The sequence below is a fragment of the Vibrio sp. PBL-C16 genome (genome assembly GCF_034321865.1).
Lineage (GTDB): Bacteria > Pseudomonadota > Gammaproteobacteria > Enterobacterales > Vibrionaceae > Vibrio > Vibrio alginolyticus.
The window spans coordinates 323611-339403 of the sequence record NZ_JAXLNY010000002.1 but is presented as its reverse complement, the minus strand read 5'-3'; the positions used below and the strand labels follow the sequence as shown (position 1 = coordinate 339403).

At 45.0% G+C, this 15793-nt stretch carries 14 protein-coding genes; 10 read left to right on the top strand and 4 right to left on the bottom strand.

Annotated features, from left to right (window positions below; genetic code table 11):
- The first annotated feature begins 190 nt into the window (after positions 1-190).
- Positions 191-1459, top strand: coding sequence for a DUF2254 domain-containing protein (locus UQW94_RS09780; RefSeq protein WP_005385537.1), 1269 nt, complete (start codon positions 191-193; stop codon positions 1457-1459).
- Positions 1460-1643: 184 nt separating this feature from the next.
- Complete coding sequence (locus tag UQW94_RS09775; RefSeq protein WP_005381070.1) at positions 1644-2123, top strand: RDD family protein; 480 nt, start codon at positions 1644-1646, stop codon at positions 2121-2123.
- A gap of 87 nt (positions 2124-2210) precedes the next feature.
- Here the strand turns inward: UQW94_RS09775 and lptG are convergent, their stop codons facing one another.
- Both lptG and lptF read right to left on the bottom strand, forming a co-directional pair.
- Positions 2211-3281 carry an LPS export ABC transporter permease LptG gene (lptG, locus tag UQW94_RS09770; RefSeq protein WP_005381071.1) on the bottom strand — a complete coding sequence of 357 codons (1071 nt, stop codon included), beginning with the start codon at positions 3279-3281 and terminating at the stop codon, positions 2211-2213.
- 3 nt (positions 3282-3284) lie between these two features.
- The gene (gene lptF / locus UQW94_RS09765; RefSeq protein WP_005381072.1) at positions 3285-4385 is read right to left on the bottom strand and encodes an LPS export ABC transporter permease LptF; all 1101 of its coding nucleotides are present in this window, start codon (positions 4383-4385) and stop codon (positions 3285-3287) included.
- 200 nt (positions 4386-4585) lie between these two features.
- On the opposite strand from lptF, the gene pepA reads away from it, so the two are divergent.
- The 5 genes from pepA (at position 4586) to UQW94_RS09740 (ending at position 11242) form a co-directional block, all read left to right on the top strand.
- Complete coding sequence (gene pepA, locus UQW94_RS09760) at positions 4586-6094, top strand: leucyl aminopeptidase (RefSeq protein ID WP_005381073.1); 1509 nt, start codon at positions 4586-4588, stop codon at positions 6092-6094.
- A 115-nt stretch (positions 6095-6209) separates the two neighbouring features.
- Positions 6210-6659 carry a DNA polymerase III subunit chi gene (locus UQW94_RS09755; RefSeq protein WP_009703970.1) on the top strand — a complete coding sequence of 150 codons (450 nt, stop codon included), beginning with the start codon at positions 6210-6212 and terminating at the stop codon, positions 6657-6659.
- Positions 6660-6755: 96 nt separating this feature from the next.
- Positions 6756-9614 (top strand): valine--tRNA ligase, encoded by a 2859-nt coding sequence (locus UQW94_RS09750; protein WP_025767623.1) that lies wholly within the window; start codon positions 6756-6758, stop codon positions 9612-9614.
- Between the two features lie 202 nt (positions 9615-9816).
- Positions 9817-10221 carry a DUF2061 domain-containing protein gene (locus tag UQW94_RS09745; RefSeq protein ID WP_005381078.1) on the top strand — a complete coding sequence of 135 codons (405 nt, stop codon included), beginning with the start codon at positions 9817-9819 and terminating at the stop codon, positions 10219-10221.
- A 115-nt stretch (positions 10222-10336) separates the two neighbouring features.
- Entirely contained in the window at positions 10337-11242 is a 906-nt protein-coding gene (locus UQW94_RS09740; protein ID WP_318071109.1) for a bifunctional helix-turn-helix transcriptional regulator/GNAT family N-acetyltransferase, read from the top strand.
- A 19-nt stretch (positions 11243-11261) separates the two neighbouring features.
- Here the strand turns inward: UQW94_RS09740 and UQW94_RS09735 are convergent, their stop codons facing one another.
- Positions 11262-12062, bottom strand: a complete 801-nt coding sequence (locus UQW94_RS09735; RefSeq protein ID WP_017821847.1) for a glycosyl hydrolase 2 galactose-binding domain-containing protein — start codon at positions 12060-12062, stop codon at positions 11262-11264.
- Between the two features lie 154 nt (positions 12063-12216).
- Entirely contained in the window at positions 12217-12630 is a 414-nt protein-coding gene (gene rraB, locus UQW94_RS09730) for a ribonuclease E inhibitor RraB (protein ID WP_005381081.1), read from the bottom strand.
- A 583-nt stretch (positions 12631-13213) separates the two neighbouring features.
- On the opposite strand from rraB, the gene arcA reads away from it, so the two are divergent.
- The 3 genes from arcA (at position 13214) to UQW94_RS09715 (ending at position 15790) form a co-directional block, all read left to right on the top strand.
- Positions 13214-14434 carry an arginine deiminase gene (arcA, locus tag UQW94_RS09725; protein WP_005381082.1) on the top strand — a complete coding sequence of 407 codons (1221 nt, stop codon included), beginning with the start codon at positions 13214-13216 and terminating at the stop codon, positions 14432-14434.
- A gap of 156 nt (positions 14435-14590) precedes the next feature.
- A complete protein-coding gene (locus tag UQW94_RS09720; protein ID WP_322142217.1) occupies positions 14591-15595 on the top strand; it encodes an ornithine carbamoyltransferase in 1005 nt (334 codons plus the stop codon).
- A 99-nt stretch (positions 15596-15694) separates the two neighbouring features.
- Positions 15695-15790 (top strand): hypothetical protein, encoded by a 96-nt coding sequence (locus UQW94_RS09715; RefSeq protein WP_005381084.1) that lies wholly within the window; start codon positions 15695-15697, stop codon positions 15788-15790.
- Positions 15791-15793: the final 3 nt, after the last annotated feature.

Below are 15793 nucleotides of genomic sequence, written 5' to 3'. Positions count from 1 at the left end.
TATCAATTAAGGTAACAGAATCGTGGTAATTCACACCTCAAGAGCACCATTCTTTGAAGCAAGCAGCTTTCTTACTTTCGTGATGCATGAAATATCAAGCAGAACGACGGGCATTTAACCTATGCTTAAGCAAGAATAACTTTCTGAATTTTCTATCGACTTTCTAGTGAGAACTGAATAGGAGCAAAGAATGACTGGGTCAAAATGGCAGTGGTTACTGAAACAGATGACACGAAAACTGTGGGTCCGGACGTCACTCTACGCATTACTAGCTGTTGCTACCGCCTTAATGTCGATTGTTTTAAACCAGTTCATTACTCTGCCCCCTGCCATCAACGTCAGCAAGGATTTGTTGAACAACATATTAAATATCCTCGCAACCTCCATGCTTGCAGTGACTACATTCTCTCTCAATATTATGGTCTCAGCGTACAGTGCCGCTAGTGCAGGGGTAACGCCGCGAGCGACAAAACTGTTGATGGAAGACAGCACAACACAAAATGCCTTAGCAACCTTTCTTGGCTCTTTTCTATTTAGTTTGGTAGGAATTATCGCGCTAGGTATTGGGGCCTATCATCAACAAGCACAAATTTATCTATTCATCGTGACTATCGCCGTAATCGTGATGATCATACTCACTCTGCTACGTTGGATTCAGCACCTTTCCGTACTAGGAAGGGTCAGTGAAACCACTTCATACGTAGAGCAAGCCTTGTTAGATGCGATAAGAAAACGGGGCAAAGAGCGCTGGCTAGGTGCTCACCCATGGAGCCACCCAGAGCATAAGCCCAGAGGAAGTAAACCTATTTTGAGCCAAGAAATTGGCTACTTACAGCATGTTGATATGCATCACCTCGATAGTATTGCTGAAGCAAACCAATGCACCATCTACCTTGAGCGACAACCGGGAAGTTTTGTGTACGTAGGTCAACCATTGGCTTGGGTTTGTGGAGAATTGCCAGACGAAAGCGAAGTAACGGCAGCCTTCACGATTCGAACGGAGCGTTCATATGATCAGGACCCTCGCTTTGGTTTAGTCGTTATGGCGGAAATCGCCTCACGAGCACTATCTCCGGCTGTAAATGATAATGGCACCGCGATTGACGTTCTTGGGCGTTCTGTACGAGCACTTTCATTATGGGGAGACCTACTCAGTGAGCCGCCTACCAAAACTCGATATCCTAGACTATTTGTGCCCGCATTGAGCTGCCAGGATTTGTTTGATGATGTCTTTTTGCCGATAGCACACGATGGTGCAGCGCAACTCCAAATACAGATTCGCCTACAAAAGGCCTTGCTAGCTCTCTCTAGTATGCACCCTAAGTTATTTTTGTCACCAGCAATCAAGCTGTCAGAAAAAGCTTTAGAGCTTTCATTAAGCCAACATTATACCGAAGATGAGAAACACCAACTCTCTCAGCTATCTAATCTGGTCACAGACCAAAAAGCCAATGGTTAAGAGAGTCGAATTCAGTTGAAACATATTGCTGCACGGCCTCGTGTATCATGACATGTGCTGATAACGTAGGGCAGAAAAGTCTCTTCGTTTATACACAATTAAAGACTCTGTGCGTTAGGTCTCTTTTCTCTTGGTGAGGGAATCTATATTCTGACGCACAATTTTTAAGGTAAGTGATGGAATAATGACAACGTCTACAACTCTTCCACCTGCTGGTCTCTTTCGCCGACTTGCAGCGTTGATTTACGACACATTGATTATTATCGCAATTGAAATGATGGCCGCTGGTATTGTTATGGCCGTTGTGTTTGCACTAAATGCAGCAGGATTGTTGAGCTATGGCGAGTACGCTGATGCCGCAGATATGCTCGGAAAGCACCCTGTATTGAGCCCTCTATTTACACTTTATCTTGCGGGTGTGTGGATATATTTCTTTGTGTTCTTCTGGACGCGAGCAGGACAAACTCTTGGGATGCGCGCTTGGAAACTTCGAGTTCGCAATGCCAAAGACGGAGCACCAATTACGGTAACTCAAGCTCTGATTCGTATTTCGACATCTGGCTTTGGCTTGGCAAATTTGACTGTACCGATTGATCCGAAGAAACGTGGTTTCCACGACATTTGGGCCAAAACAGAGGTTGTTGTATTACCCAAGGCAAACTAACTTGTCTAGGAACACAAAAAAGGAAGGCGTAATGCCTTCCTTTTACATTTGGTTCGGTAAAACTTGGTTTATTCGATGATGCTTCAGTTATAGCTTTCTTCGTAGTAGTGCAATCGCAATAGCTAAGAACACCAAACTCGGGGCCAAAGCACCAAACACTGGGGATATGCCATACACCAAGCTTAATGGGCCAAAGAACTCACTGGATATGTAAAAAGTAAACCCGGCAACCACGCCCGACAATACCCTTGCCCCCATGGTCACGCTTCTGAGTGGACCGAAAACAAAAGATAGCGCCATTAACATCATCACAGCAATTGAAAGCGGCTGAGTCAACTTACGCCAAAACGCCAACTCATAGCGAGATGCATCTTGTTCCGATGCTTTTAGGTAAGTCACATAATCATACAAACCGCTCAGTGACAGTTCTTCTGGCTTCACGGTCACCACAGCTAGCTTATCCGGTGCCAAAGAGGTGTGCCACTCCATCTGTTCGATGTCTTGCTTTGAAATTACGTTTTCATTTTCCATGTCCGTAATTTGTACGTAGCGCATCAGCCAGTTGTTATCTTGTTGGTAGTCGACTTCTTCGGCGAAAATAACTTTTTGTAGATTCTTATCATCATCAAAACGCCACATATTTAAAGCATAAAGTTTGTCGTCTTCGACTTTACCTATAAAGATAAAGTCGTTTGCGTCACGAGCCCACACACCTGAGCGCACAGACACAATGCTACCACCTGATATCGCAAACGCACGTAAGTCACGGGCCATCTTCTGGGCCTCAGGAGCGCCCCATTGACCTAACGCCATAACGACAATCATGAGCGGGACGGCCGTTTTTAGTACCGATAACCCGATATCCAGCTTAGAGAAACCAGCAGCTTGCATCACCACCAGCTCAGAGCTTGAAGCCAACATACCTAAGCCGATCAGGGCACCGAGTAATGCCGCCATTGGAAAGAACATTTCGATATCACGCGGCACACTGAGTAACACAAAGTACAACGCATGAGTGAGGTCGTACACACCTCGCCCTACTTTACGTAGCTGTTCTACATATTTGATGATGCCCGATAAGCCAACAAACGTCGCTAAAACCAAGGCAGTGGTAGAGATGATGGTTCTACCGATGTAAAGGTCTAAGATTTTGAACACAGCTTACGCGAGCCTCTTCTTGCGGAATTTGTCTTTTATTCGTCTAGCAGCAACGCTGTCCATCATATTCGCCATGATAGCAACAATCAGCAACATCGCATTGATTGGCCACATACCAATAGCAGCCGGGATGTCACCATCTTCTAATGCAGATTTGGTTGCACTGATCGCCAAGAAATACGCTAGATAGATCAGAATCGCAGGCCCCATTTTGGCAAACCGTCCCTGACGCGGATTCACCGCAGACAAAGGAATAACGAGCATTGTTAAGAGTGGAATACACACAAATAACGAAATTCGCCATTGTAGCTCCGCTTGCGCCTCTGGATCTGGGTGACCTATCAAGTCAACCGTTGGGTATGCTTCCCAGTCTCGCCCTTTCTTTTTGACCTCACGTTGGCCGATAACACCTTCGTATTCATCGAATTTCGTGATCATATATTCAACGCGAGTAGGCACACCTTCATAACGCGTACCTTCTTTCATAGTGATGATCTGACGACCGTCCGAAAGCTCTTTTACTTCACCAGAAGATGAGAACATCACACTCGGTAACACTGAATCTCGAGGGCGCATCTGCGCAACAAAAACGTTGCTCAAGGTATTGTCTTTAATGTCATCGATGAACACAACCGATGAACCGTCTGGTGTACCTTGGAACTGACCTTTTTTAAGTAGGTCAACGCTGTTTTCTGACGCTACCTGCTCATAAAGCTGCTCAACGCGGTCTTGAGACCACGGCGATAGCCACAACGCATTGAAAGCCGCCACCGCTGAAGTAATCAACGCTAGGTATAAGGCTGCTTGAACCAAGAATTTATTACCAATACCTGTCGCGTTCATTACGACAATTTCGCTCTCTGCATACAGACGACCAAATGTGATCAATATGCCGATATACAGACTTAAAGGCAGCATTAACAGACCCATTGCTGGCATGTTCAAACCAACAATAGAGAAAATCAATCCAGCAGGAATATCCCCATCAGAAGCATCAGCAAGAACACTTATGAATTTCTGGCTTACAAACACCAAAAAAAGTACGAAAAAAATCGCAAATTGGCTCTTGAGTGTTTCGCGGATCAAATATCTAACAATAATCACGCTGAAATTACCTATACAAAACTTGTTTTTTTGGTCGAATCACTATAGTTTCCCGTTGAACCATTTATTTTTTTAAAAATTATAAACTAGATGTTAGTCGCTTAATCAGCTCTGCATGTAAGCCTGGAGCTAAAATTCAACAAGTAAGCGATCATTATCTAACATTTAGAGCAATTTGTCTTCAGGATGTAGGAGTACGCATGGAGTTCAGTGTAAAAAGTGGCAGTCCAGAGAAACAACGTAGCGCATGTATCGTTGTTGGTGTGTTTGAACCACGTCGCCTTTCTCCAGTAGCCGAACAACTTGATAAAATCAGTGACGGTTACATCAGTTCACTACTTCGCCGTGGTGATCTAGAGGGTAAACCTGGTCAGATGCTGCTACTGCATCAAGTACCAGGTGTTTTGTCAGAGCGCGTTTTACTTGTCGGTTGCGGCAAAGAGCGTGAACTTGGCGAGCGCCAGTACAAGGAAATCATTCAAAAGACGATCAGCACACTTAACGAGACAGGCTCAATGGAAGCGGTATGTTTCCTAACTGAACTGCATGTTAAGGGTCGTGATACATACTGGAAAGTGCGCCAGGCTGTAGAAGCGACTAAAGATGGTCTATACACATTTAATCAATTCAAGAGCGTGAAACCTGAGACTCGCCGCCCACTGCGCAAGCTTGTTTTCAACGTACCAACGCGTCGTGAATTGAACTTGGGTGAAAAAGCAATCACTCATGGTCTTGCTATTGCATCAGGTGTCAAAGCCTCAAAAGACCTTGGCAACATGCCGCCAAACGTAGCTAATCCAGCTTACCTTGCTTCTCAAGCTCGTCGTCTAGCGGACGATTACGAAACCGTAACCACCAAAATCATTGGTGAGCAAGAGATGGAAAAACTGGGTATGACCTCTTACCTAGCAGTAGGCCGTGGTTCTAAAAACGAATCTATGATGTCTATCATCGAGTACAAAGGTAACCCTGACTCAGATGCAAAACCGATTGTGCTCGTAGGTAAAGGTCTAACCTTCGACTCAGGCGGTATCTCTCTAAAGCCGGGCGAAGGTATGGATGAGATGAAGTACGACATGTGTGGTGCGGCATCGGTATTCGGTACAATGAAAGCGCTAGCGAAGCTGAACCTACCAATCAACGTTATTGGTGTTCTAGCTGGCTGTGAAAACATGCCTGGCAGCAACGCGTACCGTCCAGGTGACATCCTAACGACCATGTCTGGTCAAACTGTAGAAGTTCTGAACACGGATGCGGAAGGTCGTCTTGTTCTTTGTGACGCACTGACTTATGTAGAGCGTTTCGAACCAGACTGTGTTGTTGATGTTGCAACGCTAACCGGCGCTTGTGTTATCGCACTAGGTCACCACATCAGTGGCGTTATCTCTAACCACAACCCTCTTTCTCATGAGCTAGTAAATGCTTCTGAGCAAGCGAGTGACCGTGCATGGCGTCTACCAATGGCAGACGAGTACCACGAACAGTTGAAGAGCCCGTTTGCGGATATGGCAAACATTGGTGGTCGCCCTGGTGGCACAATTACTGCGGGTTGCTTCTTATCTAAGTTCGCGAAGAAGTACAACTGGGCACACGTCGATATCGCAGGTACCGCGTGGAAATCAGGCGCAGCGAAAGGCTCAACGGGCCGTCCTGTCTCAATGCTTGTCCAATTCCTTTTGAACCGCAGCGGCCAAGAGACAGAAGAGTAATTTCTGAACAGAATCTAAAAGGGCCGCAAGGCCCTTTTTTATTACCTCGATTTTCTTGATTGAAAATCGGATTTAATATGGTTTCAGGAAGAGACCATCGGCAAGTGAGAGAATGATGCAAACAGCAACCTTCTACATCATTAATGAAGAGAGCCCGCAAGCAACGGTGACTGGCTTTGAAGAATACATCGTGTTTTTGGCTCAGCACTTTGCTCGTCAAGGCGCAAAAGTGTATCTGAACTGCCAAGACAAACCGCATGCCGAGCAGCTCGCTGAAGCCTTTTGGCAAATTGATGCAGACAAGTTCATGGCACATAATCTTGTAGGCGAAGGACCGAAATACGCCACCAATATTGAAATCGGCCATGAAGGTGTAAAACCTAATTGGAACCGCCAGCTGGTAATTAATTTGGCGGAAAATGAGACAACCTTTGCGAACAAGTTTGCTCAAGTGGTAGACTTCGTGCCCTGCGAAGAAAAAGCTAAACAACTCGCAAGAGAAAGATATAAAATTTACCGTCAAGCAGGTTACCAGCTGCAAACGATCGAAATTCAATATCCTTAACGGTCAATCCTTATAGTTAAGGCGATCTTGTTAAGATCCCTCACTTATAAAGATTGACTAAGATTCAACCATCAACGTATCCATTAAAAGAGCGCTATGGAAAAGACATACAACCCAACTTCAATCGAACAAGCTCTGTATCAGACTTGGGAAGAGAAAGGCTACTTTAAGCCACACGGTGACACTACTAAAGAATCATACAGCATCATGATCCCGCCACCGAACGTCACTGGTAGCCTACACATGGGCCACGCGTTCCAAGATACGATCATGGATACGCTTATCCGTTGTGAACGTATGAAGGGTAAAAACACCCTTTGGCAAGTAGGTACTGACCACGCTGGTATCGCAACTCAGATGGTTGTTGAGCGTAAGATCGCTGCAGAAGAAGGCAAAACAAAACACGATTACGGTCGTGAAGCTTTCATCGACAAAATCTGGGAATGGAAAGGCGAATCTGGCGGCACTATCACTAAGCAGCTTCGTCGTCTTGGCGCATCTGTAGACTGGGATCGTGAACGCTTCACGATGGACGATGGTCTATCTAACGCCGTCCAAGAAGTGTTCGTACGTCTGTACGAAGACGATCTAATCTACCGCGGTAAGCGTCTAGTTAACTGGGATCCAAAGCTACACACAGCGATTTCAGATCTAGAAGTAGAGAACAAAGACACTAAAGGCCACATGTGGCACTTCCGCTACCCACTAGCAGATGGCGCTAAAACAGCGGATGGCAAAGACTACATCGTTGTTGCAACGACTCGTCCAGAGACCGTGCTAGGCGATACGGGTGTTGCAGTTAACCCAGAAGATCCACGTTACAAAGATCTTATCGGTAAAGAAATCATCCTTCCTATCGTTGATCGTCGCATCCCAATCGTGGGCGATGAGCACGCAGATATGGAAAAAGGTACTGGCTGTGTGAAAATCACACCTGCGCACGACTTCAACGACTACGAAGTAGGTAAGCGCCACCAGCTACCAATGATCAACATTCTGACTTTCGACGCGAACATCCGCGACTCAGCAGAAGTATTCAACACTAACGGCGAAGCAAGCGACGCTTACAGCACTGAGCTACCAGCTAAATACCACGGTATGGAGCGTTTTGCCGCTCGTAAAGCTATCGTTGCTGAATTCGACGAGCTAGGCCTACTTGAAGAAGTGAAAGATCACGATCTACAAGTTCCTTACGGCGACCGTGGTGGCGTGGTTATCGAACCAATGCTAACTGACCAATGGTACGTACGTACTGCGCCTCTAGCGAAAACCGCAGTTGAAGCAGTAGAAAACGGCGACATCCAATTCGTTCCTAAGCAATACGAAAACATGTACTTCTCTTGGATGCGTGACGTTCAAGACTGGTGTATCTCTCGTCAGCTATGGTGGGGTCACCGCATCCCAGCTTGGTACGACAACCAAGGTAATGTTTACGTAGGTCGCACTGAAGAAGAAGTTCGTAAGAACAACAACCTAGAGTCTGTCATTGAACTTCACCAAGACGAAGACGTACTGGATACGTGGTTCTCTTCTGCACTATGGACGTTCGGTACTCAAGGTTGGCCAGAGCAAACTGACGATCTGAAAGTATTCCACCCTTCAGACGTTCTAGTAACTGGTTTCGACATCATCTTCTTCTGGGTTGCGCGCATGATCATGATGACCATGCACTTCGTGAAAGACGAAAACGGCAAGCCGCAAGTACCATTTAAAACGGTTTACGTTACTGGTCTAATCCGTGACGAAAACGGCGACAAGATGTCTAAGTCGAAAGGTAACGTACTTGACCCAATCGACATGATCGATGGTATCGACCTAGAGTCTCTCGTAGAGAAGCGTTGTGGCAACATGATGCAGCCTCAACTAGCGAAGAAGATCGAGAAGAACACTCGTAAGACGTTTGAAAACGGTATCGAAGCATACGGTACAGACGCACTGCGTTTCACTCTTGCAGCAATGGCATCAACAGGTCGTGATATCAACTGGGATATGAAGCGTCTTGAGGGTTACCGTAACTTCTGTAACAAACTATGGAACGCAAGCCGTTACGTAATGATGAACACAGAAGAGCAAGATTGTGGCTTCAACGGTGGTGAGATTGAATACTCACTAGCAGACAAATGGATCGAGTCTCAGTTTGAACTTGCAGCGAAAGCGTTCAACAACCATATCGACAACTTCCGTCTAGATATGGCTGCGAACACGCTTTACGAATTCATCTGGAACCAATTCTGTGACTGGTACCTAGAGCTAACTAAACCCGTTCTATGGAAAGGTACTGAAGCGCAACAGCGTGGTACTCGCCGTACACTAATCACGGTACTTGAGAAGACTCTACGTCTGGCTCATCCTGTGATTCCTTACATCACTGAAACTATCTGGCAAAGCATCAAGCCACTAGTTGAAGGTGTAGAAGGTGAGACAATCATGCTTCAAGCACTGCCTCAATTCGACGAAGCAAACTTCAACCAAGAAGCGCTAGATGATATCGAATGGGTGAAGGCGTTCATTACCAGCATCCGTAACCTACGTGCTGAATACGACATCAACCCTGGTAAGCCGCTTGACGTTATGCTGAAAGCAGCAAATGCAGAAGATGCCTCTCGTCTAGAAGCAAGCAAGCAAGTACTGATGTCACTAGCAAAGCTAGAAGCAGTACGCGTGCTTGAAGCTGGCGAACAAACTCCAGCGTGTGCAACGGCACTGGTTGGCAAGTCTGAGCTGATGATCCCAATGGCGGGTTTGATCGACAAAGATGCAGAGCTTGCTCGTCTAGATGGCGAAATCAAGAAGACGCACGGCGAAATCAAGCGTATCGAAGGCAAACTTGGCAACGAAGGCTTTGTAGCGAAAGCACCTGAAGCTGTTGTTGCTAAAGAGCGTGAGAAGCTTGAAGGCTACAAAGAGACACTAGCTAAGCTAGAAGAGCAGAAGACAACGATCGCTGCACTTTAAGCCTCAGTGAAAGAGAAGAACTAACACTTCTCACTTTGAATCCAAAGGTTGGCCATCATGGTCAACCTTTTTTGTATATCTTTCACCAAAAACCATCATCAATAGCTTTCCCCTATCGCAACAATACTCATCATTCATTAGCATTAATGAGAATTATTATCGATAATGAACTCATCGAAACAAACACGATTGAGTAATTATCATGAAAAAGACACTAACTTTCGCAGCACTGCATTTTACTATCGCATTTAGTGTCGCTTACGTACTCACAGGCGACATTCTAATTGGTAGTTTAATTGCCATGATTGAGCCTTCAGTGAACACCGTAGCCTTCTACTTTCATGAAAAGGCATGGGCAAAAGTCCCAGCACTTAAAGCTCGTCAGTGGATGACCAAATTAAAAACCGCAAGCTTTGCGACCGTGCACTTCAGCGTCGCTTTTACCGTGGTTTACTTACTAACAGGTGATGCATTTGTCGGCGGCGTAATGGCGATGCTAGAGCCGAGTTTGAACACGGTGGCTTACTACTTCCACGAGAAAGTATGGATGCGTAAATCATCAGAAAAAGCTCCAGCACCGCAGTTTTGTTTACATCACCATGCTTAAACATGGAGGCTCACTACGTCTCCTAACGAGAAAAATGACATTTACCATTGACAAGGTTGCGCACCGCAATTAATTTAATTGCGGTGCGCAACTTTATTTTTAGAGGTAAGTGATAATGAACGCTCGTCAACTTCGACACTACTCCCGTCAAGCCGTCCGATTGCTTGGTATGCTTGATAAACAATGCGGCGATGTCGCTCTCACTCCAGTGCAAGCGCACGCATTGGGTGAAATCCAATTGCAGCCATTGACCATCAATCAGCTGGCACAGCAGCTTAATGTCGACAAGTCCAACGCGAGCCGAACCGTTACTGGTTTGATTAAATTAGGTTTGGTCGAGAGCATCGAAAACCCAAAAGACAAACGTAGTCAACTCGTAGCGATTACAGAGCAAGGCCAACAGGCGTTATCGCAACTGGACCAACAGCAAAACCACTTCTTTGAACAGCTGCTTACCCAACTCGATGACAGCGAGCAAGAGCAACTCAAACTTGGTCTAGAGACTTACCTAAAAGGGCTAACAAAAGTGTGTCAGGCTGAGGAATACGTTCTTCGACCTCTTACTAAAGCAGACAACCCGCAAGTCGCAGATGTGATTCGTAAAGTCTCTGCAGAATACGGCTTAACCGCAGACAAAGGCTATGGTGTGGCCGATCCAACGCTTGATGATATGTATTCGGTTTACAATCAAAACAGGGCCGCCTACTGGGTCATTGAACATCGCGGAGAGATCGTTGGTGGCGGTGGCTTTGCCCCTTTAGCTGGCGAGCCAAATGTGTGTGAACTACAAAAGATGTACTTCTTACCTCAAATACGAGGGCACGGTTTAGCCAAACGCATCGTCGCATTGAGCTTACAATTGGCGAAACAATTTGGGTATCAGCAGTGCTATTTAGAGACAACTGAATGTCTGAGAGAAGCGGTAAGCTTGTATGAAAAGCTAGGCTTTGAGCATCTCGATACCCCGCTTGGACAAACAGGGCATGATGCATGTGAAGTAGTGATGCTTAAAACACTGTAATAAAGAGCATTACTAAGAGTTAAAGCACAACATGGGTAACACAAAGCTCCTGGCTCAAGGCAACAGTGAAGTTTTGGTGCTGCCCATCCAACTCAACAGACAACTGGTAGAGATCACTTGGATCAGGATCAGTAAGATCGGCATACTTTGGCGCTTCGATCTGGAATAAAGCGCTCGCATGCTCCGCTCGGACATCAATAGGAATATGGTAAGTCATGCCATTGAACTTAACCGATGCCGATACTAAACCCGGCGCAAAAGTTTGGTAGTACAAATCCACCTTAAACTCACAACCACCACCGTGGTGCCAAATCTGTTCAGTAGCCACGCGGTCTAAACGCACATTGCGAATAAACTGCAGATACGGCTCTTGCCATACCCCTAAGCGCTCGTCACTCTTTTGGTATTCATGATCTGCAAGTGAACACAACTCCGGTTTATCCTCATCCAACAGAAGATCTTCTTCTTCCTCAAGGAATAGGATCTCAAAACGGTTGCGCCCCATCTGCATGAACGGGCGAATGTCTTTCTTGTAGACATTTTGAGAACCGTCACAGTCAAACAATGCTACTCCGTTCAAACGCACTTCTGCATGGTAATCCACACCACCCAACACCATTTCTACCGCTGGGAATGCCATCATGGATTCATCCACTTCAATGTCATGCATCAGGTGCCACTCTTGCTGACGAATTGCTTCTTCTGTCATTTCAACTGGCAATACCTGACTCAAAGGAGCAGGGAAAGTAATGTCATCCTGTGGGATAGAAAGGTCCGTCAGTGGAGAGACTTGCCATAAACCGGCGAGTGAGAGTTGCATATACACCTTGAGCTAGATCAATTTTCACGCATTATAGGGAGAAATCCCCTATAAACTCAATGTGAATTATTTATCGCCTCCACATTCGTCAGTTTTTCAAGGTATAAAAAAACCAGCGTTAAACGCTGGTTTTTCCAAAAGTAGTGAGCTTTGATTACTCGTCGTCTTCATCTTCTTCAGGGTAAAGCGCATCTTCGCCTTCGTAGTACGTACCCCAACCGTCATAGATGATGTCGTATTTTTCTGCCAAGTGAATCAATTTTTCAACTTGCGCATCAATCGCTTCTGCATCTAGTGCGGACTCCATAGTCGCATCACAGCAAAGCAACTTGTTACCATCTTCATCTTCAGTTTCTTCTGCTTCAAGAACTTCAAAGCCCATCTTGAATGCTTCAACTACCGCTTTTTCTAGCGTGTCAAAATCTTCTGCAAACAGGTGGTGCTCAATTTCGTATAGCGAATCTGGATCGCTGCCATCTTCTAGCAATGCTGCAATGATATCGCGAGTCTCTTCCTTTTGAATCTCAATTAATTCTTCTACTGATAGATATTCATCTTCGTGAGACATGTTTTGGCTCCAGATTAGTTACTTGATGGAAACACAATACCCGATACTGAGTATGCTGATCCGGTGAAATATGGCATGGATTGCGATGAAAAGCCACAAACAAACATCATACCACTGCGATTCTTATCGGTTATTTGAATCTAAATATTAAACCGACCACACAAAGAAACAAAAAATTAACAAAGAATGGCGTTTTTTAATATTCAGAACATCCTAATTGACACTTAATGTGGTTATTTTCTCTTTCTATGCGTGTTTATGATGCTTTCTTGAATACACTCACGTGTAAAACGAAGATGCATAACGAATAAATTCACTTTAATAATGCATAATTTAGAATAAAAATGCACGTTTTATGCACTGTGCATGTATTCTTTCTCAACGGGAAAATTAGAATAAAAACGCACGCACTCTAATTTTAGTAAAATAGCATTTATATCTAATAATAAATTTCATAAGAATAAAAATAAAAATAAAAAACTCACAAAACCAGAAATACCAGAATATAAACAAAGCTTGATAACTTGCATCTTTCTAGGAAGCTTGTCATAACTAATGGCTGGAAAATTTGTAAGGATACAAAATGAGCAAGCTGTACGTTGGATCAGAAGTTGGTCAACTTCGACGAGTTCTATTAAATCGCCCTGAACGCGCCCTAACCCACTTAACTCCGTCAAACTGTCATGAGTTGCTATTTGATGACGTTCTTGCTGTAGAAGCGGCAGGTGAAGAGCACGATGCATTCGCACGTACGCTGCGCGAGCAAGACGTTGAAGTGCTTCTCCTCCACGATTTACTGGTCGAAACCCTCGCTGTTCCAGAAGCAAAACAATGGCTGCTGAACACTCAGATTTCTGACTTTCGTTACGGGCCAACCTTTGCGCGAGACCTACGCCAATACTTTTCAGAAATGGATGATGAACACCTTGCCTGCATCTTTTTAGGTGGCTTAGCTTACTCAGAGCTACCGATCTCCTCATCTTCTATGCTGCCAAAAATGAAGCGTCCTCTCGACTTTGTTATTGAGCCACTGCCTAATCACCTCTTTACTCGTGATACCTCATGCTGGGTTTATGGCGGCGTTTCTCTTAACCCGATGATGATGCCTGCACGCCAACGTGAAACAAACCACTTACGTGCGATTTATCGTTGGCACCCAATTTTTGCTGGCCAAGATTTTATCAAATACTTCGGTGACGATGATCTGCATTATGATAATGCGAATGTCGAAGGCGGTGATGTGTTGGTTATTGGTAAAGGTGCAGTTCTTATCGGTATGTCTGAGCGTACGACTGCACAAGGTGTAGAGAACCTTGCAGCAAGCCTATTTAAAGCAGGCCAAGCTACCGAGGTGATTGCAATTGATCTGCCTAAACACCGCTCATGTATGCATTTAGACACCGTGATGACCCATATGGATGTAGATACTTTCTCTGTTTACCCAGAGATCATGCGCAAAGATCTCGACACATGGCGCTTAACACCAAAAGGCAACGGTGAAATGCATGTTGAAGCCTCACATAACTATCTGCACGCGATTGAGTCCGCTCTTGGCTTAGATCAGCTGAAAATCATCACCACTGGTGGCGACAGCTATGAAGCGGAACGCGAACAATGGAATGATGCCAATAACGTTCTAACTGTAAAACCGGGCGTAGTAATTGGTTACGAACGCAACGTATACACCAACGAAAAATACGATAAAGCTGGCATCAAAGTACTGACAGTACCTGGTAACGAGCTTGGTCGTGGTCGCGGTGGCGCTCGCTGTATGAGCTGTCCAATAGAACGAGACGATATATAACTTACTCGTCCCTTTACATTAGGTGAATCAAAACTAAGGTTGATGTGAATACATCAACCTTTTTTAGCTTTAATTAAAAATAATCATTCACAATAAAAGCATTTATATGTTTTAATAAATTCTATTAATCTAATCACATGTACTAAGGGACGAGCTATGGCTTTCAATTTACGTAACCGCAACTTTTTGAAGCTATTGGACTTCTCAACCAAAGAAATCCAGTTTTTGCTCGAACTGTCTGCAGAGCTGAAAAAAGCTAAATATGCAGGAATAGAGCAGAAGAAACTTCAAGGTAAAAACATCGCACTAATCTTTGAGAAATCTTCGACTCGTACCCGATGTGCGTTTGAAGTCGCTGCCTTTGACCAAGGTGCTCAAGTCTCTTACATCGGCCCTTCTGGCTCGCAGATCGGTCATAAGGAATCGATGAAAGACACAGCTCGTGTTCTTGGTCGTATGTACGACGGGATTGAATACCGAGGCTTTGGCCAATCCATTGTTGAAGAGCTTGGTACTTATGCTGGTGTTCCAGTGTGGAATGGTTTAACGGATGAGTTCCACCCAACCCAGATCCTTGCTGACTTCCTGACCATGCAAGAGCACGGCCGTGGTAAACAGCTGCATGAAATAACCTTCGCTTACCTAGGTGATGCGCGCAACAACATGGGTAACTCACTTATGGTGGGCGCAGCGAAAATGGGCATGGATATTCGCCTTGTCGCGCCAAAAGCGTTCTGGCCTGAAGAAGAGCTCGTGGCAACTTGTCAAACTATCGCGCAACAAACCGGTGCAAAAATCACGTTAACAGAAAGCGTTGAGGAAGGTGTGAAAGGTTGTGACTTCCTATACACCGACGTTTGGGTGTCTATGGGTGAGTCTGCCGAGGCATGGGATGAACGTGTAGCGTTAATGACACCTTATCAAATCAATATGGACGTGATTGAGCAAACGGGTAATCCACATGTGAAATTCATGCACTGCCTTCCAGCTTTCCACAATGATGAAACCACCGTCGGCAAAGAAGTCGCTGAAAAATACGGTATGAAAGGCCTTGAAGTAACAGAAGAGGTATTTGAATCGGAATACTCCATCGTATTCGACGAAGCTGAAAACCGTATGCATACCATCAAAGCCGTGATGGTTGCGACGCTAGGAAGCTAAACCAGTGCGCAAAAACAGCCGATAAAAACCATGATGTAATCGCTTGCGCTCACGAAAGTTAAGCGTATAATGCTCGGCAATTTGTCTGAGGATTAAGAAATGACCACGCTGATTGCTGACGTAAAAACGCGATTTGCTCTCGCTAAGCGACTACGCTTACGTGGTGTTATTTTCGTTAATTCTATTGAATTTTAAAAC

What these genes read in the sequence shown, in the direction of transcription:
- UQW94_RS09780 (WP_005385537.1), top strand. Translation starts at nt 191, where the DNA reads ATGACTGGGTCAAAATGGCAGTGGTTACTGAAACAGATGACACGAAAA.
- UQW94_RS09775 (WP_005381070.1), top strand. Translation starts at nt 1,644, where the DNA reads ATGACAACGTCTACAACTCTTCCACCTGCTGGTCTCTTTCGCCGACTT.
- pepA (WP_005381073.1), top strand. Translation starts at nt 4,586, where the DNA reads ATGGAGTTCAGTGTAAAAAGTGGCAGTCCAGAGAAACAACGTAGCGCA.
- UQW94_RS09755 (WP_009703970.1), top strand. Translation starts at nt 6,210, where the DNA reads ATGCAAACAGCAACCTTCTACATCATTAATGAAGAGAGCCCGCAAGCA.
- UQW94_RS09750 (WP_025767623.1), top strand. Translation starts at nt 6,756, where the DNA reads ATGGAAAAGACATACAACCCAACTTCAATCGAACAAGCTCTGTATCAG.
- UQW94_RS09745 (WP_005381078.1), top strand. Translation starts at nt 9,817, where the DNA reads ATGAAAAAGACACTAACTTTCGCAGCACTGCATTTTACTATCGCATTT.
- UQW94_RS09740 (WP_318071109.1), top strand. Translation starts at nt 10,337, where the DNA reads ATGAACGCTCGTCAACTTCGACACTACTCCCGTCAAGCCGTCCGATTG.
- UQW94_RS09735 (WP_017821847.1), bottom strand. Translation starts at nt 12,062, where the DNA reads ATGCAACTCTCACTCGCCGGTTTATGGCAAGTCTCTCCACTGACGGAC.
- rraB (WP_005381081.1), bottom strand. Translation starts at nt 12,630, where the DNA reads ATGTCTCACGAAGATGAATATCTATCAGTAGAAGAATTAATTGAGATT.
- arcA (WP_005381082.1), top strand. Translation starts at nt 13,214, where the DNA reads ATGAGCAAGCTGTACGTTGGATCAGAAGTTGGTCAACTTCGACGAGTT.
- UQW94_RS09720 (WP_322142217.1), top strand. Translation starts at nt 14,591, where the DNA reads ATGGCTTTCAATTTACGTAACCGCAACTTTTTGAAGCTATTGGACTTC.
- UQW94_RS09715 (WP_005381084.1), top strand. Translation starts at nt 15,695, where the DNA reads ATGACCACGCTGATTGCTGACGTAAAAACGCGATTTGCTCTCGCTAAG.